Genomic DNA, 25,470 nt, shown 5'->3' with positions numbered 1-25,470 from the left:
GCCCAGGAACAATCCGTTCACAGCGCTACACGGCGAGGCGTGCGCGCGTGCCGCACATCACGTTCGCGGCAAGATCGGCGGGCAAGGCGACCAGATGCCCGCTGCAGATCGCCTCCACGACACGGGCAGGCACTCCCGGCGAAACCATCCAACCGACCGGGATGCGACCGGGATGCGACCCGAGCACAGTCGGCAGGCGGACAGAAAACGGGACACTTCTGACCGATTGCTCCGCTGTCTCACTGTTTGTCGTTGTATGCACTGAAGTGGGAAGATGAATGCAAGTGCTTCGGACGGGAGGCACGGCCGTGGGACCCGGTAGCGCCGGACGTCCCGATGTCCTCTTCATGGTCCGAGCGCACCTCCCACGGTGTCTGTCCGGCCAGCACCTGCTGAGAGAGGTGCGAACGATGCGTGTCAGCGGCAGCACGAAGGTTCATGCGCACGACGACGCCCCCGACACGGCCGAGTCCTTCGAACGGCTCGCGCGGCTGCCCGAGGGTCCCTCGCGCCAGGCGCTCCGGGACGAACTGGTCCGGTTGTGGCTGCCCATGGCCGAGCGGATCGCCGTGCGGTTCCGCGGTCGCGGGGAGGCACTGGAGGATCTGTACCAGGTTGCCGCGCTCGGTCTGGTGAAGGCCGTCGACCACTTCGATCCAGCCCGGGGCCGTGCCTTCGAAGCGTATGCCGTTCCCACCATCACCGGTGAGATCAAGCGCCATTTCCGTGACCACATGTGGACCCTCCACGTCCCCCGCCGAGTGCAGGATCTGCGCAACCGGGTGCGCGCCGCCACCAAGGAACTGGCGCAGTCCGGATCGGGTCGGGCACCCACCGTTGCCGAGATCGCCGTGTACACGCGGCTCAGCGAGGACGAGGTGCGCACCGGTATGGAGGCGCTGGAGTGCTTCTCCGCGCTGTCCCTGGACGCAGAGGTGGCCGGTACGGACGGTTACGCCCTGCGGGACTCTCTGGGTGGCCCCGACCCGGGGTACGACCTCGTGGTCGACCGCGCCGCGGTCAGACCGTGTCTGGAAGCACTACCCGAGCGCGAGCGCGTCATCCTCTACCTGCGGTTCTTCCGTGGCATGACCCAAAGCCGGATCGCCCAGCAGCTCGGCATCTCGCAGATGCACGTCTCGCGGCTGCTCAGCGGCTGCTGTGACCGGCTGCGCGAGCAACTGCTGGCCGAGGCCCGCTGAGCCCCCACGCACCACACCCCTTCGTGCCTCACTCCTGCGCGGCTCCGGGCACCTCGGTGGGACCGTACCGATCCAGGGCGGCCTCCAGCTCGGCGCAGACCTCGCCCGGAATGTCACCCCGGCACCCCCACACAAGGATCAGCTCCGCCACGTTCCGCAGCTTGATGTTGGTGTGCTGGGAGACCTCCTTCAGTACCTCCCACCCCTGCTCGGGGGACACCCGGCCAAGTGCCACCACCATTCCGATCGCCTGGTCAACGACCGCATGGGAGGCCACGGCCTCCTTCAACTGGTCGACTTCGTTCTGTAACTCGGCGATCCGGTCCGGTTCGCTCTCTCCCATGCCTTCATCCTCGGCAGTGATCCGCGCTCCTGCCACCGGGGTACTCGACAGGCACTCGACCCCCTTCCGGTTGGACACTGGTGTCAGACCGGTGGACGCCGGGCCCCGAAAGCAGGACGCGAGGCCATGAACCAAGACACCCCCGCCAGTGGTCGGCCGAGTACCGACAAGGCGCGCAAGAGAAATGTCCTCTCCACGCACTCCGTCTTCGGCGCTCCGTGCTGGGTGAGCCTGACCAGCCGGGATCTGAAGACCACCGAGGACTTCTACACGGCCGTGCTCGGCTGGCGCTGGCGCGGTGCCAAACTTGGCGAGCACTTCCGCATCGCGCTGGTGGATGGGGTGCCCGTGGCCGGAATCGCCGCAGTCGCGGCGATGTGGCAGATGGCGGTGGCCTGGACGCCGTACTTCGCCGTCCCGGACGCCGACGTGGCCGTGGCCCGGGCCCGGGAGCGCGGCGGTACCGCAGCCGTCGGGCCCCTGTCGTTCCCGCCGGGCCGGGCCGCACTGCTGGCCGACCGGGACGGGGCCACCTTCGGCATCTGGCAGGGCGAGCTGGTCTCCAACTGGGAGGCCTGGCGGCGGGTGGCACCGACCTTCATCCGTCTGCACACCCGTAACGCCTTCGATGCCGCGATCTTCTACGGCGAGATCCTCGACTGGGCCTCCGGGACACCGGGCTGCTGCTCGGTCGAGTACGAAGGCGGAGAAGTGGTGCTGCGCAGCCGGGGCGACGTGGTGGCACGGATCGACTCAGGCGCGGAGGAAGCGGCCCCGGACCCCTCGGTACGCCCGCACTGGCAGGTCCACTTCGCCGTGTCGGACGTGGCGGACTGCGCTCGCGCGGCGGAGAAGCACGGCGGCAGCGTACTCCAGGAAGACGAAACCGAGTTGATCTTGCGGGACCCCGACGGGGCACAGTTCACCGTGACGTCACGCAGGATCCACTGACCGCCGGGGAACGGGTGCGCAGGACGTCGCCGGGGCGACCGTCAGCCGGCACGCGGCTCATCGCCGCCGTGCGACGGCCTTGACAACAGGATCAGGCTGCGCGCCTCCATACGGAGCCGTGTGCCGGCCTTGCGTTCGCGTTCATCGGGGATGCCGTCGGGTTCGGCGGTGTCGATCAGGGTCGCCCAGCGTTCACCGAAGGAGCCGTCCGGCAAGCGGAAACCGACCGGCTCCCAGTAGCCGTTGACGAGCAGCAGGAAGGAGTCGTCAGTCATCCGGCGTCCGTGGAAGTCGCGTTCGGCGATGGCGTCACCGTTGAGGAACACGGCTACCGAGTGCGCGTCACGGCGGTGCCAGTCCCGTTCGGTCATCTCGCGGGCGTCGGGTCGCAGCCACATCAGATCAGGCAGCGGCTGTGCGGCGTTGGTCGCAGTCTCCCCGTGGAAGAAGCGGCTGCGGCGGAGGACCGGATGCGCCGCGCGCAGGGCGATCAGGCGCCGGGTGAAGTCGACGAGGGCACGCTGGTCGTCGGTCCGTTCCCAATCAGTCCAGGAGATCTGGTTGTCCTGGCAATAGGCGTTGTTGTTGCCGCGCTGGGTACGGCCGAGTTCGTCGCCGTGACAGAGCATCGGGATGCCCTGCGAGAGCAGCAGCGTGGCCAGAAAGTTGCGCTGCTGACGGGCGCGCAGTTCGAGGACGGCGGGGTCATCGGTGTCGCCCTCCACGCCGCAGTTCCAGGAACGGTTGTGGCTCTCGCCGTCCCGGTTGGCCTCGCCGTTGGCCTCGTTGTGCTTGTCGTTGTACGACACGAGGTCGCGCAGCGTGAAGCCGTCATGCGCGGTGACGAAGTTGACGCTGGCACGGGGGCGGCGCCGGCTGTGCTGATAGAGGTCGGACGAGCCGGTGAGCCGGGAGGCGAACTCACCGAGGGAACCGGGCTCGGCCCGCCAGAAGTCCCGTACGGCGTCCCGGTACCTGCCGTTCCACTCCGACCACAGGGGCGGGAAGTTGCCCACCTGGTAGCCCCCCTCCCCCACGTCCCAGGGTTCGGCGATCAGCTTCACCTGGGACACCACGGGGTCCTGCTGGATCAGGTCGAAGAACGACGACAGCCGGTCGACCTCGTGGAACTGCCGGGCCAGCGTCGCCGCGAGGTCGAAGCGGAAGCCGTCGACATGCATCTCGGTGACCCAGTACCGCAGCGAGTCCATGATCAGCTGGAGCACGTAGGGGTGCCGCATCAGCAGACTGTTCCCGGTACCGGTGGTGTCGTAGTAGTGCGCCCAGTCCCCGTCGACCAGTCGGTAGTACGAGGCGTTGTCGATGCCCCGGAAGGACAGGGAGGGGCCCAGTTCGTTGCCCTCGGCCGTGTGGTTGTAGACCACGTCGAGGATCACTTCGAGTCCGGCCGCGTGCAGCGCCTTCACCATCGCCTTGAACTCATTGACCTGCTGCCCCCGGGCGCCGAAGGCGGCGTAGGCGTTGTGCGGGGCGAAGAAGCCGATGGTGTTGTAGCCCCAGTAGTTGGATAGGCCGCGGTCCTGCAGCACGCCGTCCTGTACGAACTGGTGCACCGGCATCAGCTCGACCGCAGTCACCCCGAGCGAGGTCAGATGCTCGATCACGGAGGGGTGGGCGAGGCCGGCGTAGGTGCCGCGCAATCGTTCGGGGACGTCCGGGTGGGTGCGGGTGAGGCCGCGCACATGGGCCTCGTAGATCACCGAGTTCGCGTACGACGTGCGCGGCGGCCGGTCGTCGCCCCAGTCGAAGTACGGATCCGTGACCACACCCAACATGGTGTGCCCGGCGCTGTCGGCCGAGGACGGGCCGTCCGGGGAGCGCTCGTACAGGGAGGCGTGGTTGTCGATCTGACCGTCGACGGCGCGCGCGTACGGGTCGAGCAGCAGCTTCGCCGGATTGCAGCGGTGGCCGAGCGCGGGTTGCCAGGGGCCGTGCACCCGGTAGCCGTAGCGCTGACCGGGGCCGATGCCCGGCAGATAGCCGTGCCAGACGAATCCGTCGACCTCGTGCAGCCGGACCGGAGTCTCGGTGCCGGCATCGTCGAGCAGGATCAGTTCGACACGCTCGGCGACTTCGCTGAACAGGGCGAAGTTGGTGCCCTGGCCATCGAACGCGGCCCCCAGTGGATAGGGGTGCCCGCTCCACACGGGCAGTGCCTTGCGGGTCTTGCGGGTCTTGCGGGCGGTCACCGGCTGCCCTCCAGGGCGTCGTCCGCGGCGCCCGCCGGGGCGGCCAGCACCGCTACCGGCTCCTCGCGCGGCACCTGTAGGTCCTGGCGCAGCATGGGCGCAGGGGCCGTGGGCACCAGCAGGACGCGCTGGCCGGTGCGGGCACGCTGCGAAAACCAGATGATCTTACTGCCGGTGTCCGAGGCACAGCAGCCCCAACCGTCGCTCATGGCGGCGATGTCGGCCAGACAGCCCCGCAGGTCCTGATCCGGACGGAGATCGGGGTCGTCGTCACCGAACGCGGTGATGAGGTGCTGGCCGTTCCACCACATCTCGATCGAGGTGTGCTTGTCGTTGGCGTGCTCTTCGATGGCCCGCAGCAGCATTTCGGTGCCGCGGCAGACGGGGTCCGCGAGGTTGTCGAGGCCCCAATAGCGGAGATGGGCGGCCAGGATGCGGCTGACCTGCCCCACACGTTCCGGGCTGACTTCCACGTCGAGGTGGTAGTAGCAGGGCACTGCGGTCTTCATCGTCGCTTGCTCCTCACCGGCGAAGCTCTCGCTCCCCTCGCCCCGTCCGGGAGGGATCCCGGACACACAGCGTGAGCGCTTATCGCTTCTGAGTCATCTCCACGGTGCGGTCGCTACGCCATTCGTGCAACACGAGCACGCGACACCACGCATGGTTGAAGATCCAACAAGACGCTGCGTCGTCGTGCGTGCACCATAAGTGAAAGCCTCGATCGCCGTGACGGTGCCGCGCCTTCCCGTGCGCGGACACCACCCGACCGTCGGGAACGCGCCCAGTCGAGAGCGTGGAAGGTGAAGAGGGCCATGCTGCTACCCGCCAAGGCGGAAGTAGCCCGGCAGTTGCGGCGTTACCGGGTGTGGGAGCGTGCAATGCTCGCCTCGCCCCATGACCGCACGGTCCGGGCCGCCTTCGAGGACTCGGGGTACACGCTGTGTGTGCTGATGGGCAAGCGCTGCGCCCGCGAGGCCGCGGACGCAGCCGAGCGCTATCTGCGCACCAACCTGGTGGCCTACCTGCGCGAGCAGGACGGCCGGCCGCAGCGGCGCCGGGCGTCCAGAAGTACGTCGCCACCGGAGCGGCGTTCCACGGCGTCAAGCCCCTGACCTGGCACCGTACAAGACGTTCCCGACGGGACCGATCAGGAGTCGGCCCGTTTCTCGGATCGCGAAGCCGGGCCGGGTGCCCGGCTTCGCGCACGGCGGAGGTGAGATACATGCGCAGGACCCCGGCCATCGGCCGCGTACCGGTACGTGACGTCCGGCCGGCCGTGGAGTGCGGCAGGCGCCCGGCGAAAGCGGTGGCCGGGGAGACCTTCGAGGTGTCAGCCACCGTGTTCCGCGAAGGGCATGAAGCCGTGGGCGCCAACGTCGTCCTGCGCGATCCGAAGGGTCGCCGTGGCCCCTGGACGCCCATGCGGGAACTGTCCCCCGGCAGCGACCGCTGGGGCGCGGAGGTCACCCCGGATGTGACGGGCCGCTGGACTTTCCGGGTGGAAGCCTGGAGTCATCCGCTGGCGACCTGGCGGCACACCGCCTCCGTGAAGGTGCCGGCCGGGATCGACACCGGCCTGGTCCTGGAGGAGGGCGCCGAGTTGTACGAGCGTGCGGCCGCCGGGGTTCCCAAGGGGCCGGACCGGAACCTGGTACTGACCGCCGCCCACACCCTCGGCGACGACTCCCTGTCGGTCAACGACCGTCTGAAGGCGGTGTTGGCGCCGGAGGTGGAGGCGTTGCTGGCCCGGTATCCGCTGCGGGAGCTGGTCACCGCGTCCGACCCGATGCCGCTGCTGGTGGAGCGGGAACGCGCCCTGTACGGCTCCTGGTACGAGTTCTTCCCGCGTTCGGAGGGCACTGTCGAGCAGCCGCACGGCACCTTGCGCACGGCTGCCCGCCGGCTGGGGCCGATCGCGGACATGGGCTTCGACGTGGTGTACCTGCCGCCCGTGCACCCGATCGGCACCACGTTCCGCAAGGGACCCAACAACAGCCTTGCCGCGGGCCCGCAGGACGTGGGCGTGCCGTGGGCGATCGGTTCCCCGGAGGGCGGGCACGATGCGGTCCACCCGGACCTGGGCACGGTGGAGGACTTCGGCTTCTTCGTCGGCGAGGCGAATCGGCTGGGTTTGGAGGTTGCCCTGGACTTCGCGTTGCAGTGCTCGCCGGACCATCCTTGGGTGCACAAGCATCCGGAGTGGTTCCCTCACCGGCCGGACGGCTCGATCGCGTACGCGGAGAACCCGCCGAAGAAGTACCAGGACATCTATCCCGTCGCCTTCGACGCTGACCTGGACGGTCTGGTCGCGGAGTCGGTGCGGATCCTGCGGCACTGGATGGGGCACGGGGTCCGGATCTTCCGCGTCGACAACCCGCACACCAAGCCGGTGGTGTTCTGGGAGCGGGTCATCTCGGAGGTCAACCGCAGGGACCCGGACGTGATCTTCCTGGCGGAGGCCTTCACCCGCCCGGCGATGATGCACGCCCTGGCGCAGATCGGTTTCCAGCAGTCGTACACGTACTTCACCTGGCGCAACGGCAAGCAGGAGCTGACGGAGTACCTGACGGAGCTGTCCGGTGAGGCGGCGGCCTACATGCGGCCGAACCTGTTCCCCAACACCCCCGACATCCTGCACGCCTACCTCCAGCACGGTGGACGGCCGGCCTTCGAGGTCCGGGCGGTGCTCGCCGCCACCCTCTCCCCGGCGTGGGGCATCTACAGCGGCTACGAACTGTGCGAGAACACCCCGCTCCACGAGGGCAGCGAGGAGTACCGGGACTCGGAGAAGTACCAGCTCAAGCCACGCGACTGGGAGGCCGCCGCGCGCACCGGGCGGACCATCGCCCCGCTCATCACCAAGCTGAACACCATCCGGCGGCAGCACCCCGCGCTGCAACGCCTGCGGAACCTACGCTTCCACCAGACCGACAACGACGCGGTGATCGCCTACAGCAAGAGCACCGCAGCGGACACGGTCATCGTGGTCGTCAATCTCGATCCCCACCACACCCAGGAGGCCACGGTCTCGTTGGACATGCCGCAACTCGGCCTGGACTGGCACACCGCCCTGTCCGTGCACGACGAACTGACGGGCGAGACGTATCACTGGGGCAGGACCAACTACGTGCGTCTCACGCCCGGCCGGACGCCGGCGCACGTGCTCCACGTCGGGCGAGCGACGCCCCAGAACGGAGGGCCCTCAGCGTCATGACCGTCAACGAACCCGTACTGGACACCTTCGAGGACACTCCGGCGGGAGACCGGGACCCGGACTGGTTCAAACGCGCCGTCTTCTACGAGGTCCTGGTCCGTTCCTTCCAGGACAGCAACGGCGACGGCATCGGCGACCTGAAGGGCCTGACCGCCAAACTCGACTATCTGCAGTGGCTGGGCGTGGACTGCCTGTGGCTTCCGCCGTTCTTCAAGTCGCCGCTGCGGGACGGTGGTTACGACGTCTCCGACTACACCGCAGTGCTGCCCGAATTCGGTGACCTCGCCGACTTCGTGGAGTTCGTGGACGCCGCGCACCAGCGCGGTATCCGCGTGATCATCGACTTCGTCATGAACCACACCAGCGACCAGCACCCGTGGTTCCAGGAGTCCCGCAAGAACCCCGACGGCCCGTACGGGGACTACTACGTCTGGGCCGACGACGACAAGGGGTACGAGGACGCCCGGATCATCTTCGTCGACACCGAGGCCTCCAACTGGACGTACGACCCGGTACGCGGGCAGTACTACTTCCACCGCTTCTTCTCCCACCAGCCGGACCTCAACTACGAGAACCCGGCCGTGCAGGAGGAGATCCTGGCCGCGCTGAAGTTCTGGCTGGATCTCGGCATCGACGGCTACCGCCTCGACGCGGTCCCCTACCTCTACGCGGAAGAGGGCACCAACTGCGAGAATCTGCCGGCGACCCACGAGTTCCTCAGGCGGGTGCGCAAGGAGATCGACGCCCAGTACCCCGACACCGTGCTGCTGGCGGAGGCCAACCAGTGGCCGGAGGACGTGGTCGACTACTTCGGCGACTACGCCGCCGGCGGCGACGAGTGCCACATGGCGTTCCACTTCCCCGTGATGCCACGCATCTTCATGGCCGTACGACGCGAGTCCCGCTACCCCGTCTCCGAGATCCTCGCCAAGACACCGGCCATCCCCTCCGGTTGCCAGTGGGGCATCTTCCTGCGCAATCACGACGAGCTGACCCTCGAAATGGTCACCGACGAGGAACGCGACTACATGTGGGCCGAGTACGCCAAGGACCCACGGATGCGCGCCAACATCGGCATCCGCCGCCGGCTCGCGCCCCTGCTCGACAACGACCGCAACCAGATCGAGCTGTTCACCGCGCTGCTGCTCTCCCTGCCCGGCTCGCCCATCCTCTACTACGGTGACGAGATCGGCATGGGGGACAACATCTGGCTCGGCGACCGCGACGCCGTACGCACCCCCATGCAGTGGACCCCCGACCGCAACGCCGGCTTCTCGTCCTGCGATCCAGGACGCCTCTACCTCCCCACGATCATGGACCCGGTCTACGGCTACCAGGTCACCAACGTCGAAGCCTCCATGTCCTCCCCGTCCAGCCTGCTGCACTGGACGCGCCGCATGATCGAGATCCGCAAGCAGAATCCCGCCTTCGGACTGGGGACCTACACCGAACTACCCTCGTCCAACCCGGCAGTGCTCGCCTTCCTGCGCGAGTACGAGGACGACCTCGTCCTGTGCGTCCACAACTTCTCCCGCTTCGCCCAGCCCACCGAGCTGGACCTGCGGGCCTACGACGGACGGCACCCGGTCGAACTGATCGGCGGGGTGCGATTCCCTGCCATCGGCGAACTGCCGTACCTGCTCACCCTGCAAAGCCACGGTTTCTACTGGTTCCGGCTCACCCGAGTCGCATCCCGCATCGGCCGCCGCCGCTGAACGCCCGGCTCCGAGGAAAGGACGCGTCACCATGCCGAAGACCATCATCGACCGACCGCGGACCGCGGCCGGCCCCGACGGGCCCCTGGCCTCGCTGGGCGGGCTGCTGCGTGCATGGTTGCCGAGGCAGCGCTGGTTCGCGGGCAAGGATCGGCCCGTCACCGACCTGTCGGTGCTGTCCGTGACGGAGCTGTTCCCGGGGTGCCTGCACCTGCTGGTGCACGCCTCGCACGCGCCGGTGCCCACCCCCGGTGGCACTCCCCCGCCCGGTGACTGCTACCAGCTGCTACTGGGCCTGCGCGAGCACCTCGCCCCCCGACTGGAGCGGGCGTTCATCGGGCGCGCCGAGGAGGGCCCGATGGCGGGTCTCGCGGTCTACGACGCACTGCACGACCCGCGCTCGGCTCATCTGCTGTTGCAACGGCTGCGACACCCCGGCGCGGCAGGCCCGCTGCGTTTCGAGGCGGACCCGGCCGCCCATGTGCCGGGTGGACTCCCGCCGCGCCTGCTGGACGCCGAACAGTCCAACACCTCGATCGTGTACGGCGATGCGTACATCCTGAAGGTCTTCCGCCGCATCCAGCCGGGTGTCAATCCCGACCTGGAAGTGTCGACCGCGCTGGCCGCACAGGGGTGTACGCGGGTGCCGCCGCCGGTGGCCTGGTTCGGGACGACCACGCCGCGCCCGGCCACCCTCGGGGTGCTTCAGCCGTTCCTGCCTGATGCCACCGACGGCTGGACGCTGGCGCTGCGGGCGCTCGGCACGAACGGTGACTTCACGACCGAGGCGCGTGACCTGGGCCGGGCGATGGCCGAGGTGCACCTGGCGCTGGCCGGTGCTTTCCCACCAGCCGGGCCGGGCGAGAACGGCCGCACGGCCGATGCGATGTGCGCCCGGCTGGACGCCGCCGCGCATGCCGTACCCGGGCTGCGGCCCTTCGTACCCGGACTGCGGGCCGCCTTCGGGGCGCTCGCCACGTGCGACAGCGGTCCGCCCGCCCAACGCATCCACGGCGATCTACACCTCGGGCAGGTGCTGCGGGCCGGCCGCGACTGGTTCGTCATTGACTTCGAAGGCGAACCGTCCCGCCCGCTCGCCGAGCGGCGGGCCCCGCAGTCCCCGGTACGGGACGTGGCTGGAATGCTGCGCTCCTTCGACTACGCGGCCCGGCAGCGCCGCCCGTGGCGACCCGAGTGGGCGCGCCGCTGCCGGGAGGCATTCTGCGCGGGCTACGCGGCCCGCGCCGGCTGGGATCCACGCAAGAAGCACGCGCTGCTGCGCGCGCACGAGACGGACAGGGCGGTCTACGAGGTGCTGTACGAAGCGAGACACCGGCCGGACTGGCTACCGGTTCCGATGGCGGCGATCAAGCGGCTCGCCGTGTGGGGAGGCTGACGTCATGGCACTGCGCGACACCTCGCGTCCCGAGGCCGCGGGCCCGGTGCCCTCCGTGGCCGCGCCGCTGGAACCCGCCGACCGCGACCGCCTGCTCGGCGGCGCGCACCACGATCCGCACGCCGTGCTGGGCGCTCACCCGGTGCCCGACGGCACCCTGTTCCGGGCGCTGCGTCCGAACGCCCGGGCCGTGAGTGTGGTGGTCGACGGCATCCGCACCGCCCTCTCGTCGGAGGGGGGCGGTCTGTTCTCCGCGGTCCTGCCTGTTGCGGAGATTCCGTCGTACACCCTGCTGGTGGTGTACGACGACGGGGAGCAGGAGGTGGAGGATCCCTACCGTTTCCTGCCCGCCCTCGGTGAGCTGGACCTGCACCTGATCCGGGAGGGCCGGCACGAGCAGCTGTGGAAGGCGCTCGGTGCCGAGCCGATGACCCACCAGGGCGTGACCGGCACCCGGTTCACCGTATGGGCGCCGAACGCCCAGGGCGTCCGGGTGGCCGGGGAGTTCACGTACTGGGACGGCACGCAGTATCCGATGCGGTCGCTCGGCGCGTCCGGGGTGTGGGAGCTGTTCCTGCCCGGCATCGGTGAGGGGGAGCCGTACAAGTTCGAGATCACGTCCCGGGACGGCCGCCGGTTCCTCAAGGCGGACCCGATGGCACGGCGTGCCGAGGTGCCGCCGGACACGGCTTCGATCGTGCACGCCTCGCACCACGAGTGGGGTGACGGAGGGTGGATGGCCCGCCGTGGTGATACTCCGGTGCACGAAGCGCCGTTCTCCGTGTACGAGGTTCACCTGCCCTCCTGGCGCCCTGGGCTGGACTACCGCCGGCTGGCCAAGGAGCTTCCCGCCTACGTCAGCACGATGGGTTTCACGCACGTGGAGCTGATGCCGGTCGCCGAGCATCCCTTCGGCGGCTCCTGGGGCTACCAGGTCACCTCCTACTACGCCCCCACCTCCCGGCTGGGTACACCGGACGACTTCAAGTACCTGGTCGACGCGCTGCACCAGGCCGGCATCGGCGTGATCATGGACTGGGTACCGGCGCACTTCCCCAAGGACGACTGGGCCCTGGCCCGCTTCGACGGCGACCCGCTCTACGAACCCGGGGACTCCCGACGCGCCGAGCATCCCGACTGGGGCACGTACGAGTTCGACTACGGCCGCACCGAGGTCCGCAACTTCCTCGTCGCCAACGCCGTCTACTGGTGCGAGGAGTTCCACATCGACGGCCTGCGCGTGGACGCCGTCGCCTCGATGCTCTACCTCGACTACTCACGCGACTCCGGCCAGTGGGAACCGAACGTCTTCGGCGGCCGGGAGAACCTCGACGCCATGGCCTTCCTGCAGGAGATGAACGCCACCGTCTACCGACGCTGCCCCGGCGTGGTCACCATCGCCGAGGAATCCACGGCGTGGGACGGCGTGACCCGGCCCACCGACAGCGGCGGACTCGGCTTCGGCCTGAAGTGGAACATGGGCTGGATGCACGACTCGCTCCAGTACATGCAGAAGGAGCCGGTGCACCGCAAGTACCACCACAACGAGATGACGTTCTCGATGGTCTACGCCTACAGCGAGAACTACGTCCTGCCGATCTCCCACGACGAAGTCGTCCACGGCAAGCAGTCCCTGGTGTCGAAGATGCCGGGCGACTGGTGGCAGCGGCGCGCCAACCACCGCGCCTACCTGGGCTTCATGTGGGCCCACCCGGGCAAACAACTACTCTTCATGGGCCAGGAGTTCGCCCAAGGCGCCGAATGGAACGAGGCACACGGCCCCGAATGGTGGCTGCTCGACGACGACTACTGCTCCGCAGGCGACCACCGGGGCGTCCAGCAGCTCGTGCGGGATCTGAACGCCAGGTACCGGTCGCTACCCGCGCTGTGGCAGCGGGACACCGACCCGGACGGCTTCCAGTGGATCAGCGGGGACGCGGCGGACGACAACGTCTTCGCCTTCCTGCGCTCCGGCACGGCGGGGACCCCCCTGTTGGCGGTGTCGAACTTCTCCCCCGTCGTACGGCATGACTACCGCCTGTGGGTGCCCGACGGGATGCCCGCCTGGCAGGAGGAACTGAACACCGACGACCTCCGCTACGGCGGCAGCGGGGTCGGCGCCGAGGGCCCCTGCAAACCCGAGGACGGATTCTTGAGGCTCACGCTCCCGCCGCTCGCCACGGTGTGGCTCACACCGGAGCACTGACATCGCAGGTGTCGGCGGTCACACCGGGGGCAGTCTGGGTCGAACGGACCCCGACTGCCCCCGCGGCACGGAGGGAAGGGCGACGCAGGTGCGCACTGTCGGAGTGGAGGAGGAACTCCTCCTAGTCGATCCGGACAGCGGCGATCCGAAGGCCCTGGCCGCGGCCGTGCTCGCCCGGGCCTCCCACGACGATCCCGGACAGGAGGTGTTCGAGAAGGAGCTCTTCGGGCAGATGCTGGAGTTCGCCACGCGTCCGCAGACGGAGATGGCCGACCTCGGCGCGGAGATCGTGCGCTGCCGCAAGGAAGCGGCCCGGCATGCCGGACGCTTCGGCTGCGCGGTCGCCGCACTCGCCACCTCTCCCCTGCCGGTCAGCCCTTCCCTCACCGTGAACGAGCGCTACCGGTGGCTGGCCGAGCGATACGGGGTCGGCACCCGGGACCAGTTGGTCTGCGGGTGCCATGTGCATGTCTCCGTGGAGTCCGACGAGGAGGGCGTGGCCGTCCTCGATCGGCTCCGCCCGTGGCTACCGGTGCTCAGCGCGCTCAGTGCCAACTCCCCTTTCTGGCAGGGCCGGGACACCGGCTACGCCAGCTACCGCAGCCGTGTGTGGGAGCGCTGGCCGTCGGCTGGTCCGACCGAGCTGTTCGGGTCCCCCGAGCAGTACCGCCGGCGGGTAGCGGACATGGTGGCCACCGGCGTCATCCTCGACGAGCCGATGGCCTACTTCGACGCACGACTGTCCGTGCGCTATCCGACGGTCGAGATCCGGGTGTCGGACGTGTGCCTGTGTGCGCACACCGCAGTACTCATCGCCACGCTGACCCGGGCCCTGGTGGAGACGGCGGCGCGGGACTGGCGGGCGGGCCGGCCGCCGCCCGGTCACAGCGTCAGCCTGCTCAGGCTGGCCGCCTGGCAGGCGTCCCGGTCGGGTTTGGAGGAGGAACTGCTCCATCCGGTGACCATGCGGCCTCACCCGGCCCCCCTGGTACTGCGCGCCCTGCTGGAGTACACCCGGCAGGCGCTCACCGACCTCGGGGACGCGGACTGTGCCGAGCAGGCCCTGGAGGAGGTACTGCGGCGGGGCAACGGCGCGCGCGAGCAGCGGCGGCTGCTGGAGCGCACCGGCAGCCTGCGGGACGTCGTCACCGAGTGCGTACGGCACACCCAGGGCTGAGCCGCCCGCACGGGCGTCTGATCGGAACGACGGCGCACATCGCGAAGCGATCCGTGGACAGCACGTCGAAGACGGGCGGCGTGGCTGGCACCTCGGCGCAGCCCGCGGACGCTACGGCTGCGGGCGCGGCCCGCGGGGGACCTTCCCCGGGCGGGTGCCGCCGAGACCCACTGCGCCCCGGCCCACGGCCACGAAGTGTGCCCGGGCTCCGCAGCCGGGACCTGTTCACGTCATGTCTGCCGAGCCCTCGGGGCACGGCCACATCATCAACCGATCACGACTTCCCCGTTCCCGGCACCGAAAGCGGTCACCTGGGCTACATTCGAGCACCGCCGAGACCGAGCCGATCGGCGCAGTGACCCTCCGTACACCCCGGGAGCAGCGCATGCGGGACGTCTCCCTCGCTCCAGCCCTTACCCCGCCGCTCACGGGCGGCCTCGCCGACAGCATCTTCGACACGGCGGAGCACAACCCCGCCTTGCCCCTGCTCGCGCGCCGCGCGGACCCCTGTGCCACCGAGTGGACGAAGGTGACAGCGCGGGAAGTGCGGGACGAAGTGGTCAGTCTCGCCAAGGGACTCATCGCCGCCGGCGTGTCACCCGGCCACCGGGTGGCCCTGATGGCCCGTACCCGCTACGAATGGACGGTGCTGGGTCACGCGCTGTGGGCCGTGGGCGCCGAGGTTGTGCCCATCCATCCGGCTTCCTCCCGCGACCAGGTCGAGTGGATCCTGCGGGACGCCGGCTGTGTGGCCGTGGTGGTCGAGGACGAGCAGGGCGCCATGACCGTCGGAACCGTGTGCACCAGGCTGCCCCGGCTGCGCCACGTCTGGCAGCTCGACGGAGGCGCGTTGCACGAACTCTCCGAGCAGGGCGAGACCGTGCCGTACACCACGGTGGAGTCGTTGCGCCGGATTGTCCTGCCGGATTCCACGGCGGCCGTCGTCTACACCTCCGGCACCTCGGGCCGTCCGCTGGGCTGCGCGCTGAGCCACCGCGGTCTGGCCTACCCCTGTGACACCCTCCTGGCCGGCTGGGCCCACACCGCGGCTCCGCCGGGGGAGCAGCCCTCCGTGCTGGCCTTCCTGCCCTTCTCCCATGTCTACGGCATCATGATCATGTTGACCTGTGTGCGCGGCAGGGTGCTCATGGCGCACGAGCCGGAGCTGACCGAGGCGGCGCTGGCGTCGGCACTGACCACGTTCCGGCCGACGTACTTGTACGGCGTGCCCTCCATGTTCGAGAAGCTCTACAAGATATTCCTGCGCAGCGCGGAGCTGGCCGGCCGGGGCGCGTTGTTCGAACGGGCCGCACGGACGGCGCGGGACTTCGCCACGGCCGAGGAACGCCGGCGGCTGGGCACCGGGCCGGGTCCAGCACTCGATCTCAGGCTGCAGCACGCTCTGTACGAGCGGACGGTGTACCGCAAACTGCGCGCGGTACTCGGCGGCCGCGCGGTGCGCGGCACGTCCGGCGGTTCCTCGCTCAGCCGTGAGCTGTCGCTGTTCTACGAAGGCATCGGTGTGTATGTCCACGACGGGTATGGGCTGACCGAGTCCTCCGGCGGGATCACCATGCAGCCACTGGGCCGGGAAAAGTCCGGGACCGTGGGCCGGCCACTGCCGGGCACCGAGATCCAGGTGGCCGGTGACGGGGAGATCCTGGTGCGCGGACCGTCGGTCTTCCAGGGCTACGTCGGCGACGAAGCGGCGACCCGGGCCGCGCTGTGGAGTGGCTGGCTGGCCACCGGGGACATCGGGCAGGTGGACTCCGAAGGCTACCTGACGATCACCGGACGCAAGAAGGACATCATCGTCACCAGCGGCGGCAAGAGCGTGGCCCCGGCCCCGCTGGAGCAGCGACTGCGCCTGCACCCACTGGTCCACCAGGCGGTGGTGATCGGCGACGACCGACCCTGCGTCGGTGCCCTGATCACCCTGGATCCGGAGTTCCTCGCGCACTGGCGGGCCGCGCTGGCCCTGCAGGGCAATGCGCCCGGCCGGGAGAGCCGCGAGGAGAACGCGCTGCGGGAGGAGATCGCGCGGGCCGTGGCCTCGGCCAACAGCGCGGTGTCCCGCGCGGAGTCCATCAGGGTCTACCGGGTACTCCAGGAACCGTTCGCCGCGGACAACGGGCTGCTCACGCCGTCCATGAAGCTGCGCCGGGACGCCATAGTGCGGCACTACGCGGCCGAGATCGAGGCGATGTACCAGGCGCGGCCCCGGGGACGGCGGGGTGCGCCGGAGTCGCCGGACTGGGACGAGCCGGACGACGTCTTCCGCTGAGCGGGCGGACGCGCACCGAGCACTGTGCGGCGCGGACGGATAGCCGGCCCTGCCGGGGGAACCCGCAACGCAGGAGGAGTCCAGCAACGATGACCGTTCCGGCCAGCGGGGCCACGCGGGTCCCGGTCGGCCAGTGCCCGGGAATGCCAGATGGCGACGAAACCGCCTCAAAACGACCCGCACCTCTCACAGCAGAGCTACGAGCGTACGTTCTCCTTCGCGGGTGAGCTGCGCAACGTCGCGGAGGCGCGGCTCGCCGCGGAGGGCTTCCTGCGCGCCCTGGCCGGGGACGCGCCACCGAGCGCGCACGAATACTGGGACGACATCCTGCTGGTGGTGACGGAGTTGGCCGTCAACGCGGTCCAGTACGCGCCGGGGCCGTTCGCCCTGCGGATGCGCCGTACCTTCGGCGGGGTGCACGTGACGGTGCACGACACGAGCACCGCCGAACCGGAGCCGCGGCCCTTCCACCCCCGTTCCGGCGGGGGCGGGGTCGGCTGGCACCTGGTGCACACGCTGTGCACCCAGGTGATGGTCGTGGTGCACGACCACGGCAAGGACATCCACGCGTTCCTGCCCTGGTGACGGCCTGGACCACGGGTGGTGTCCGACGCGGACGCGCCCTGCGGACGGGGCCGTACCAGGACCGGCACCCGGCCTCCGGGCGGGGCCGCACAGCCGCCCAGGCATGGGGCCGGCTGCGTCCCCGGCTGGCGGAACGGCCCGGGGCACGGTGGGATCGGAGTCGGGGGCCGAGCGCTCCGGGGTCCGCGGACGGCGACGAGCCCAACCGCCTGGAGCCGCAGAAAGGGATGAACACCGTGACACGACCCAGGATCCTGGTGGTCGGCGCAGGCTTCGCCGGAGTCGGTTGCGTCCGCCGCCTGGAGCGGAAACTCGCCCCCGACGAGGCCGACGTCACCCTGGTGACGCCGTTCGCCTACCAGCTCTACCTGCCCCTGCTGCCCCAGGTCGCCTCCGGGGTGCTCACGCCGCAGTCGATCGCCCTGTCCCTGCGCCGCAGCAGGAAGTACCGCACCCGGATCATCCCGGGCGGCGCGATCGGTGTGGACCTGGACGCCAAGGTGTGCGTCATCCGCACCATCACCGACAAGATCGTCAACGAGCCCTACGACTACATCGTCCTGGCACCTGGCAGCGTGACCCGTACCTTCGACATCCCGGGGCTGACCGAGCACGCCTTCGGGATGAAGACCCTCGCCGAGGCCGCGTACATCCGCGACCACGTGATCTCACAACTCGACCTGGCCGACGCCAGCGACGACCCGGCCGAACGGGCCGCGCGGCTGCAGTTCGTGGTGGTGGGCGGCGGCTACGCCGGCACGGAGACCGCGGCCTGTCTGCAGCGGCTCACGCACGCCGCCCTGCAACGGTACCCGCGGATGGACCCGCACCTGATCAAATGGCATCTGATCGACATCGCTCCCAAGCTCATGCCAGAGCTGGGTGACAAGCTGGGCCGCAGCGCGCAGGAGATCCTCAAGCGGCGCGGCATCGATGTCTCACTGGGCGTGTCGATCGACAAGGCCGGTGCGGAGGAAGTCACCTTCACCGACGGCCGGGTGGTGCCCACACACACCTTGATCTGGACAGCGGGCGTGGTCGCCAGCCCGCTGATCGCCACGCTCGGCGCGGAGACGGTCCGCGGCCGGCTAGCGGTCACCGCTGAGATGACCCTGCCCGGCCATGACGGGGTGTTCGCGCTCGGGGACGCCGCGGCCGTGCCCGACGAGGCCGCGGGTGGCCCGGGCGCGATCTGCCCGCCCACCGCACAGCACGCCATGCGCCAGGGCCGAAGGGGTGCCGAAAACCTCATCGCGACGCTGCGGGGCCAACCGCTCCAGCCCTACCAACACCGGGACCTGGGCCTTGTCGTCGATCTCGGTGGCAAGGACGCCGTGTCCAAACCGCTGGGCGTCGAGCTGCGCGGTGTGCCCGCCCAGGCAGTGGCCCGCGGCTATCACTGGTCGGCGCTGCGCACCAACGTCGCCAAGGCCCGGGTGATGACCAACTGGCTGCTCAACGCGATCGCGGGAGACGATTTCGTCCGCACCGGTTTCCAGGCCCGCAGACCCGCCCGGCTGAAGGACTTCGAGTTCACCGATTCTTATCTGACGCCGGAACAGGTGCGTGCCCGGGTGCAGAGAGGCACCGCCGAGCGGCCCTGACCATGCGCCGGTAACCGGGACCGGCCATGGGCCGGCGGGCGGCACCGCTCGAGTACCGGAGAGGACCACCCCTCCGGTGACCGGTGAGCGGCGTCCTCGGGGCCGGGGACGGGTGGCGCGGGGCCTCGTGCGATCCTGGGCAGGAGATCGATTTCCAGCACGGGAGAGAGCGCGGGCGGCGTGAGGACAGCGGGACGGCCGGGGCGCGTACGGCTGTGGGACCGGTTCGCTGCGTCGGACCCCGGGCTGCTCCGGCTCACCGCGGGGCTGCGCACGGTCACCGCCATCGTCCTGACCCTCGCGGTCCTCGCCGTACTGCAGGCCCCGGTGTCCCAGCTGGTCGCCGGGGCCGTCGCGGCGATGACGGCGACCTTCGCGATCCGGGAGAAGCAGCGCCTGCAGCAGGCCGTCACCCTCGCACTCGGCCTACCGGTGGCGCTCTTCTCCGTGTCGCTGGGCGCCCTACTCAGCCAGCGGATCGTCGCGGGTGACCTGTTCTTCGTCGCGCTCATCTTCTGTGCCGTCTACGGCCGCCGGTTCGGCGACCGCGGTACGGCACTGGGTCTCATCGGCTTCCAGGTCTACTTCCTCTCCCTGTTCGTCCAGGCGACCACGTCCGTTCTGCCCGCGCTGCTCGGGGCCGTCTGCGTGGCGTTCGCATGCAGTGCCGCCGCCCGCTTCGTGCTGCTGCCGCAGACCGCAGCCGGGACGCTGGACCGGCTGCGCCGGGCCTTCCGCGCCCGGCTCGCCCAGCTGATCAGCGTTCAAGCCGAGTTGCTGGACGCCGGACCCGACGAGGCGGAAAGGGTCCTCCAGGATCTGCGGGCCGGCACCGCCCGGCTGCACGAGACGGCACTGATGATCCAGGGCCGGCTGGCGGACGGCACCTCCGACGAGTCGGTCGCCCTGCTGTTGCAGCGCCGGACCGCCGACGCCGAGATCGCCGCCGAACGCCTCGGACTGCTGCTGCTCACCGCGCGCAGCGCTCAGCGGACCGACACCCTCACCCTGCATCTGCCCGGTGCGCCACTGCCGGCCGGAGGCGAACTGCCGGTGCGGGACGAAGCGACGGCGGCGTTGCGCCGGGATCTCCAGGCGCTGAGGCTGCTGGCGCTGCGGCCGGCGGGTGAGGCCTCGGGGACCACGCTCGCCCAGCTGCGCAACCGGCTGCTCGGTTACCGCGACGAGGAGAACCTGCCCAAGGCCTCCCCGGCCGTGCGGGACGTCTTCCGGGGTCTGGGCGAGGCAGCCCGAGCCGTACTCGGCCTGCGGACGGCTCTGGACGGGCCGCAGGACGAGGCCGGCGACAGCCCGGCGACCACCCGCTCGCGCGAGGAACTGGACGCGGAGGACGCCGCGATCGAGGGTGGCGGGGAGAGCGCACCAGAGGAGGCGGAGACCACCGGCCTGCAACGGCCCACCACCCGGGCGGCGGTTCAGGTGGCGGTCGGCTCCTCGCTGGCCATCGCCGGAGGCGAACTACTCTCCACCCACCGCTGGTACTGGGCGGTGCTGACCTGTTGGATCGTGTTCATCAACACCGCCTCCACCGGGGAGATCCTGGTCAAGGGCTACCGGCGGCTGCTGGGCACGGTCCTCGGCGTGGTGGCCGGCATTGCGCTCACCGGGCTGGTCGGGCACCACACCTGGACGGCGTTCGCGCTGGTGCTGGTGTGCATCTTCGCGATGTTCTACACGGCGCCCCTGTCGTACACGCTGATGTCGTTCTTCGTCACGGCGATGCTGGGACTTCTGTACGCGCTGCTCAACACCTACAGCACGGCGGTGCTGGTGCTCCGGGTCGAGGAGACTGCGCTGGGGGCGGCCTGTGGGGTGGTCGCGGCGGCGGTGGTGCTGCCGGTCCGCACCGACCGCCGTACCGACGAACTCCTCGTCACGGTCCTGCACCGGCTCGCCGACGTCACCCGCGCCGCCGTCGACCAGTTGAGCGGCGGAACGGAAGCCGACCTGGTGGAGCAGGCACGCGAGTTGGACCAGGCGCTGGCCGATCTGCGCGGGGCCACCCAACCACTGACCCATCCGATCACCCCGCTGCGCTCCCGCCGGAACACCGCCCAGTACGTGGTGGCGCTACTGGAGACGTGCGCGTACCACGCGCGTTCCCTCGCTGCCACGGCCGAACTGCTGCCAACGCACCCGGCGATCGCGGCCGATCCCCGGCTGCGCGAGGCATGCGGGCGGATCGTGCAGAACATCGAAGTGATCGCCGCCCATGTGGCGGGCCGGCCGTCCGCACAGGGGATCGAGGCGGGCCCCAGTATCGCCTCGATGCTGGAGCCGGGGACCCCGGACTCTCCGCGCTACGGCCGGGTGACCGACCGAGTGCTGCGCCATCTGCAGCGTCTGGACGAGGCGGTCTCGGGTCTGGTGCGCCCGCTGCGTACCAGCACGGGTACGGCACCACCGGTCAGGTGACGCTCCGTCACGGGTTCCTCCGGGGCGGGGCCGCCCGGGCGGCAGATCAGGTTCGGCGCGTGTCGGGCCGGTACGGCGGGGCCACGGTGCCGGAGCGGATCTCCAGCCCCCGGTCAACCCGGATGATGGCCGGGAACGTGAAACAGGTCACGTGACCCGCTTTTAGGTTCACGCATTCCCGTCAAGTGGTTTATCGTTCATCAATACCTGATGCCGGGACGGCGCAGAACCGTTCTCTCTCCCGCTCGGTGTCACCATAGGCGGCCCTGGCTGGTTTCCCCCGTCCAGCCAGGGCTTTTTGCTGTCCGGGACAGGGCCGGCCCGGAAGATCCACGCCCTTCGAGGTGCCCCGGGCAGCGCGAACGGCTGAAATGGGCTTAGCGAAAGCACCCGGACCGCGACCGCAGCCGGTGAGGAGCCCGCGCCATGACCAAAGCGATCAAACTACTCACCGCCCTGCCCCAGGCACAGCGCGAACGCCTGATGGAGCTGGCCCAGGAGGTCTCCTTCCCGGAGGACACCCGCATCTTCGAGGTCGGCGGGACGGCCGACCGGTTCTGGGTGATCCGCTCGGGTGCGGTCCACCTGGACCAGGAGCTGTCCCCCCGGCAGCGGGTCACTGTGGCCACGCTCGGCGCCGGCGACCTGCTCGGCTGGTCCTGGCTGTTCCCGCCGTACCAATGGGACTTCGGCGCGGTGGCCTTCAGCAACGTGCGGGCCTACGAGTTCGACGGGCCTTCGGTGCTCGCGCTGTGCGTGGAGGACCCGTTGCTGGGACTCTCGCTGGTGCGGACAGTGGCCGAGGTTCTCGCCCACCGGCTGGAGACGACCCGCGGGAAGCTGATGGACCAGTACGCCATCCGGCGGCGCAGCGGACTGCTCTGATACCGCCGACAGGCAGGGTCAGGTCCGGCAGCGGCGCAGGCCCAGGGCCGCACCCGTCAGCGCTATCGTGCCTGCAGAAGGGGCGTCTCAGAGCCCTGCGGCAAGTCTCGCACCCCACGCGAGCATGGTGGCGGCGACCAGGCCGTCCAGGAGCCGCCACGCTCCTGGCCTGGACAGGAACCGGCCCAGGAACCGGGCACCAAAGCCGAGCGCGGCGAACCAGCACACGCTGGCGAGCGCGGCGCCGAGTCCGAAGGTCCAGCGCAACGGGCCCTGACCTGTGGCAAGGGAGCCGAGCAAGAACACGGTGTCCAGGTACACGTGCGGATTGAGCCAGGTCATCGCCAGGCAGGAGAGCACCGCCCGGTTGCGGGAGCCGGCTGCATCACCGTCGACCTGCAGTCCGGTGCCCGGCTTGAGGACCCGGCGGGCGGCGAGTGCGCCGTAGCCGAGCAGGAAGGCGCCGCCGACGAGGCCGACACCCCTGACCGCCCCCGGCCAGCGCACCACGACGGCCCCGACCCCGCCCACGCCCAGCGCGATGAGCACGGCGTCGGACAGGGCGCAGACGCCGACCACAGCGAGAACGGCATGCCGCCGGACCCCTTGCCGCAGGACGAAGGCGTTCTGCGCGCCGATGGCGACGATCAGGGAGAGGCCTGTGCCGAATCCGGCGGCTGCGGCCGTCAGGGGGTGGTTCATGCCGTCGACGCTAGAAAAGCCAATCCCGGAAGTACAGCTAAAGTTTCTTACGTAACATTAGCCATTGTGATGATGGATCTCCCCGTGGAACAGGTACGGACACTCCTCGCCGTGGTCGATGAGGGCACCTTCGACGCGGCGGCGGCCGCACTGCATGTGACCCCGTCGGCGGTCAGCCAGCGGGTCAAGGCCCTCGAACAACGCACCGGGAGGGTGCTGTTGCAGCGCGCCAAACCGGTACGGCCGACAGAGTCCGGCGCGGTACTGGTGCGGTTCGCCCGGCAGCTCGCACGACTGGAGCGGGACGCGTGGGACGAACTGGGGCTGAGTGGTACCGGCGAGCCGACACGCGTGTCGGTCGCGGTGAACGCGGACTCGCTGGCGACCTGGTTCCTCCCGTCACTGACCCGGGTGGCGGGGCTGTGCTTCGAACTGCACCGGGAGGACGAGGACCACACGGCGGCCCTGCTGCGCGAGGGTCTGGTGATGGCCGCGGTGACCTCCTCGCCCGAACCGGTGCCCGGCTGCACTGTCCGACCGCTCGGACGGATGCGCTACCTTCCTGCCGCCGCACCGCAGTTCGCCCGGACCCACTTGGCGGGGCGGTCCCTGCCGGACGTCCTGCCCAGCGCCCCCGTCGTCGTCTTCGACCGCAAGGACGACTTCCAGGACGGCTTCGTACGTCGGCTAGGCCACGGTGCGGCCGGTCCGTTCCGGCACTACGTGCCCACCTCGGAGGGGTTCGTGGATGCGGTCACCGCGGGGCTTGGCTGGGGCATGGTGCCGGAGGCCCAGGCTGGCCCGCTGCTGACCGAGGGGCGGCTGGTGCTGCTCGCTCCCGGCGAGTGGGTCGATGTCAGCCTGTACTGGCAGCAATGGAAACTCGACTCCCCCGCGCTCGCGGCCCTCGCCGAAGCGGTGACAGTGACTGCCGCAGCGGCCCTGCGCCGCTGAGGGCCGGTGCAGGGGCGACCCTTCGTCTGTCGTCCACGCCCGGTCCGGCCTGCCCCGCACCACGGCCGGTACGGCCCCCAAGCTGATGCGGTCTCCGGCGGCCGGAGACCGGTCAGCGATCAGGCGCTGTCCGGTTTGCCCTTCGTGTACAGCCAGGTGCGGAACAACCCGTCCAGCCTCTTCCCCGACTTGGTCTCGGCAAGCCTCACGAACTGCGCGGTCGTGCCGTGACCGTACCGGTGCCCGGACGCCCAGGCACGCAGGATCCGAAAGAAATCCCGGTCGCCGACGGCCCTGCGCACCTCGTGCAGGGCCATGGCACCACGGGCGTAGACGGGGGAGCCGAAGAGGTGGGCACCGCTACCCGGGTCGCCGGGCGGATAGGCCCACAACCGGTCGTTCGCGGGACGGGCGTAGAAGGCGTCGAAGGTCTTCTGGGCGCTGTCACCGCCGTGCTGCTCGGCGTACAGCCACTCGGCGTAGGTGGCGAAACCCTCGTTGAGCCAGATGTCCTTCCAGGAGGTCAGCGAGACGGAGTCACCGAACCACTGGTGGGCGCTTTCGTGCACCAGGGTGCTCAGGTCGGGCGCGGAGTCGTAGACCGGCCGGGTCTGGGTCTCCAGCGCGTAGCCCACGCCCGGAGCATGGTCGACGACCGCCCCGGCGGCCCGGAACGGATAGGGCCCGAACAGCTCGCTCTCCCAGGCCAGGACGGCGGGCAGCTTCCTCAGCACCGGCGCGGCGGCGCGCGCCTCCCGGGTGTCGACGGCGTTGAACACCTGGACGCCGTCACGGGTGGTGTACCGCTCCACCGTGAACTTGCCGATGGTGGCGGTGGCCAGATAAGCGGCCATGGGCCGGTTTTCACGCCAGTGGAAGGTGGTGTACCCGTGCCCGGTGTACCGCCGGAGCAGGGTGCCGTTGGCGACCGCGGTACGCCCTCGCGGGACGGTGATCGTGAAGTCGTACGTCGACTTGTCCTTGGGATGGCTGTTCGCCGGGAACCAGGTCATCGCGCCCTGCGGCTCACCCGCGACGAACGCTCCGTCATCGGTGGGGATCCAGCCGTCCGCCGAACCGTCGGGGTCGGTGACCGGTTTCGGGGTGCCCCGGTAGACGACCGTGACGCGGAAGCCCTGCCCCCTGTGCAGGGTTCGGCGCGGAGTGATGACGAGTTCCTGGCCGTCGTGCCGGAAGGCCGCCCGTGCCCGGCCGACGGTGACCGACGTGACCTCCAGACCCTGCAGGTCCAGATCGAAGCGGGTGAGCCGTTGGGTGGCACGGGCGGTGAGGACGGCCCTGCCGTCGAGCTGGCGTGCGGTGGTGTCGTATCGGAGCGTCAGGTCGTAGTGACCAACGTGGTAGCCGCCGTTGCCGCTGAGCGGGAAGTAGGCGTCGCCCGCGCCCGGCGCGCCGGCCGCGCAGGGCGTGCCGGGCGTGCCGGCCGCCGCGGGTCCACCGGTACCGAGCAGCGCGGCCACGGCCACCGGGATGGTGGCGAGGACCACGTCACGCCGCAGGACGGCGGTACGGCGTCGCGCGGGCTGTCTGCGAAGGTGCCTCACATGCGCTCCTCAGGGGTGACCGATGATCGACTGGCCGACAG

The 25,470-nt window shown here is 70.0% G+C and carries 19 protein-coding genes; 14 read left to right on the top strand and 5 right to left on the bottom strand.

Annotated features, from left to right (window positions below; genetic code table 11):
- The first annotated feature begins 410 nt into the window (after positions 1-410).
- Complete coding sequence (locus LK06_RS31005) at positions 411-1,202, top strand: RNA polymerase sigma factor SigF (protein WP_039654882.1); 792 nt, start codon at positions 411-413, stop codon at positions 1,200-1,202.
- A 28-nt stretch (positions 1,203-1,230) separates the two neighbouring features.
- Here LK06_RS31005 and LK06_RS31000 read toward each other — a convergent pair whose 3' ends face one another.
- Entirely contained in the window at positions 1,231-1,545 is a 315-nt protein-coding gene (locus tag LK06_RS31000) for an ANTAR domain-containing protein (protein WP_039654881.1), read from the bottom strand.
- Between the two features lie 126 nt (positions 1,546-1,671).
- Here LK06_RS31000 and LK06_RS30995 point away from each other — a divergent pair, with 126 nt between their 5' ends.
- The gene (locus LK06_RS30995; RefSeq protein ID WP_039654880.1) at positions 1,672-2,496 is read left to right on the top strand and encodes a VOC family protein; all 825 of its coding nucleotides are present in this window, start codon (positions 1,672-1,674) and stop codon (positions 2,494-2,496) included.
- Positions 2,497-2,537: 41 nt separating this feature from the next.
- Here the strand turns inward: LK06_RS30995 and glgX are convergent, their stop codons facing one another.
- Entirely contained in the window at positions 2,538-4,670 is a 2,133-nt protein-coding gene (gene glgX, locus LK06_RS30990) for a glycogen debranching protein GlgX (RefSeq protein ID WP_043432668.1), read from the bottom strand.
- Between the two features lie 32 nt (positions 4,671-4,702).
- The gene (locus tag LK06_RS30985) at positions 4,703-5,215 is read right to left on the bottom strand and encodes a hypothetical protein (RefSeq protein ID WP_039654879.1); all 513 of its coding nucleotides are present in this window, start codon (positions 5,213-5,215) and stop codon (positions 4,703-4,705) included.
- A gap of 303 nt (positions 5,216-5,518) precedes the next feature.
- Here LK06_RS30985 and LK06_RS30980 point away from each other — a divergent pair, with 303 nt between their 5' ends.
- The 11 genes from LK06_RS30980 to LK06_RS30930 all read left to right on the top strand — a co-directional run bounded on the left by LK06_RS30980 (position 5,519) and on the right by LK06_RS30930 (position 22,208).
- Positions 5,519-5,818 (top strand): DUF5133 domain-containing protein, encoded by a 300-nt coding sequence (locus tag LK06_RS30980; protein WP_039654878.1) that lies wholly within the window; start codon positions 5,519-5,521, stop codon positions 5,816-5,818.
- Between the two features lie 110 nt (positions 5,819-5,928).
- Positions 5,929-7,920: an alpha-1,4-glucan--maltose-1-phosphate maltosyltransferase gene (locus tag LK06_RS30975; protein ID WP_086083601.1), complete on the top strand. Its 1,992-nt coding sequence runs from the start codon at positions 5,929-5,931 to the stop codon at positions 7,918-7,920.
- The gene (gene treS, locus LK06_RS30970) at positions 7,917-9,635 is read left to right on the top strand and encodes a maltose alpha-D-glucosyltransferase (protein WP_086083599.1); all 1,719 of its coding nucleotides are present in this window, start codon (positions 7,917-7,919) and stop codon (positions 9,633-9,635) included. Before LK06_RS30975 ends, treS begins: the two co-directional genes overlap by 4 nt.
- 31 nt (positions 9,636-9,666) lie before the next feature.
- Complete coding sequence (locus tag LK06_RS30965; protein ID WP_039658380.1) at positions 9,667-11,031, top strand: maltokinase N-terminal cap-like domain-containing protein; 1,365 nt, start codon at positions 9,667-9,669, stop codon at positions 11,029-11,031.
- A 4-nt stretch (positions 11,032-11,035) separates the two neighbouring features.
- On the top strand, positions 11,036-13,237 hold the full coding sequence (glgB, locus tag LK06_RS30960; protein ID WP_086083597.1) for a 1,4-alpha-glucan branching enzyme: 2,202 nt from the start codon (positions 11,036-11,038) through the stop codon (positions 13,235-13,237).
- A gap of 88 nt (positions 13,238-13,325) precedes the next feature.
- Positions 13,326-14,414: a glutamate--cysteine ligase 2 gene (locus LK06_RS30955; protein WP_039657834.1), complete on the top strand. Its 1,089-nt coding sequence runs from the start codon at positions 13,326-13,328 to the stop codon at positions 14,412-14,414.
- 385 nt (positions 14,415-14,799) lie between these two features.
- Entirely contained in the window at positions 14,800-16,698 is a 1,899-nt protein-coding gene (locus tag LK06_RS30950) for an AMP-dependent synthetase/ligase (protein ID WP_043434637.1), read from the top strand.
- Positions 16,699-16,848: 150 nt separating this feature from the next.
- Positions 16,849-17,283: an ATP-binding protein gene (locus LK06_RS30945; protein ID WP_039657832.1), complete on the top strand. Its 435-nt coding sequence runs from the start codon at positions 16,849-16,851 to the stop codon at positions 17,281-17,283.
- Between the two features lie 227 nt (positions 17,284-17,510).
- Complete coding sequence (locus LK06_RS30940; RefSeq protein WP_039657831.1) at positions 17,511-18,887, top strand: NAD(P)/FAD-dependent oxidoreductase; 1,377 nt, start codon at positions 17,511-17,513, stop codon at positions 18,885-18,887.
- A gap of 180 nt (positions 18,888-19,067) precedes the next feature.
- Positions 19,068-21,323 (top strand): FUSC family protein, encoded by a 2,256-nt coding sequence (locus tag LK06_RS30935; RefSeq protein WP_234367549.1) that lies wholly within the window; start codon positions 19,068-19,070, stop codon positions 21,321-21,323.
- Between the two features lie 426 nt (positions 21,324-21,749).
- Complete coding sequence (locus LK06_RS30930) at positions 21,750-22,208, top strand: cyclic nucleotide-binding domain-containing protein (RefSeq protein WP_039657830.1); 459 nt, start codon at positions 21,750-21,752, stop codon at positions 22,206-22,208.
- 87 nt (positions 22,209-22,295) lie between these two features.
- Here LK06_RS30930 and LK06_RS30925 read toward each other — a convergent pair whose 3' ends face one another.
- Positions 22,296-22,910 carry a LysE/ArgO family amino acid transporter gene (locus LK06_RS30925; protein ID WP_039657828.1) on the bottom strand — a complete coding sequence of 205 codons (615 nt, stop codon included), beginning with the start codon at positions 22,908-22,910 and terminating at the stop codon, positions 22,296-22,298.
- Positions 22,911-22,976: 66 nt separating this feature from the next.
- Here LK06_RS30925 and LK06_RS30920 point away from each other — a divergent pair, with 66 nt between their 5' ends.
- Entirely contained in the window at positions 22,977-23,864 is an 888-nt protein-coding gene (locus LK06_RS30920) for a LysR family transcriptional regulator ArgP (RefSeq protein WP_039657827.1), read from the top strand.
- 119 nt (positions 23,865-23,983) lie between these two features.
- Here the strand turns inward: LK06_RS30920 and LK06_RS30915 are convergent, their stop codons facing one another.
- A complete protein-coding gene (locus LK06_RS30915) occupies positions 23,984-25,429 on the bottom strand; it encodes a M1 family metallopeptidase (RefSeq protein ID WP_043434640.1) in 1,446 nt (481 codons plus the stop codon).
- Positions 25,430-25,470 lie beyond the last annotated feature (41 nt).

This window comes from Streptomyces pluripotens, assembly GCF_000802245.2.
In the GTDB taxonomy this organism is placed as follows: Bacteria; Actinomycetota; Actinomycetes; order Streptomycetales; family Streptomycetaceae; genus Streptomyces; species Streptomyces pluripotens.
Note: the sequence above shows the minus strand (reverse complement) of the source record. Positions and strands in the feature narration are given on the sequence as shown.

Bases quoted from the DNA above. Each gene is read 5' to 3' on its own strand.
- LK06_RS31005 (WP_039654882.1), top strand. From the start codon at position 411: ATGCGTGTCAGCGGCAGCACGAAGGTTCATGCGCACGACGACGCCCCC.
- LK06_RS31000 (WP_039654881.1), bottom strand. From the start codon at position 1,545: ATGGGAGAGAGCGAACCGGACCGGATCGCCGAGTTACAGAACGAAGTC.
- LK06_RS30995 (WP_039654880.1), top strand. From the start codon at position 1,672: ATGAACCAAGACACCCCCGCCAGTGGTCGGCCGAGTACCGACAAGGCG.
- LK06_RS30985 (WP_039654879.1), bottom strand. From the start codon at position 5,215: ATGAAGACCGCAGTGCCCTGCTACTACCACCTCGACGTGGAAGTCAGC.
- LK06_RS30980 (WP_039654878.1), top strand. From the start codon at position 5,519: ATGCTGCTACCCGCCAAGGCGGAAGTAGCCCGGCAGTTGCGGCGTTAC.
- LK06_RS30975 (WP_086083601.1), top strand. From the start codon at position 5,929: ATGCGCAGGACCCCGGCCATCGGCCGCGTACCGGTACGTGACGTCCGG.
- treS (WP_086083599.1), top strand. From the start codon at position 7,917: ATGACCGTCAACGAACCCGTACTGGACACCTTCGAGGACACTCCGGCG.
- LK06_RS30965 (WP_039658380.1), top strand. From the start codon at position 9,667: ATGCCGAAGACCATCATCGACCGACCGCGGACCGCGGCCGGCCCCGAC.
- glgB (WP_086083597.1), top strand. From the start codon at position 11,036: ATGGCACTGCGCGACACCTCGCGTCCCGAGGCCGCGGGCCCGGTGCCC.
- LK06_RS30950 (WP_043434637.1), top strand. From the start codon at position 14,800: ATGCGGGACGTCTCCCTCGCTCCAGCCCTTACCCCGCCGCTCACGGGC.
- LK06_RS30945 (WP_039657832.1), top strand. From the start codon at position 16,849: ATGGCGACGAAACCGCCTCAAAACGACCCGCACCTCTCACAGCAGAGC.
- LK06_RS30940 (WP_039657831.1), top strand. From the start codon at position 17,511: ATGAACACCGTGACACGACCCAGGATCCTGGTGGTCGGCGCAGGCTTC.
- LK06_RS30930 (WP_039657830.1), top strand. From the start codon at position 21,750: ATGACCAAAGCGATCAAACTACTCACCGCCCTGCCCCAGGCACAGCGC.
- LK06_RS30925 (WP_039657828.1), bottom strand. From the start codon at position 22,910: ATGAACCACCCCCTGACGGCCGCAGCCGCCGGATTCGGCACAGGCCTC.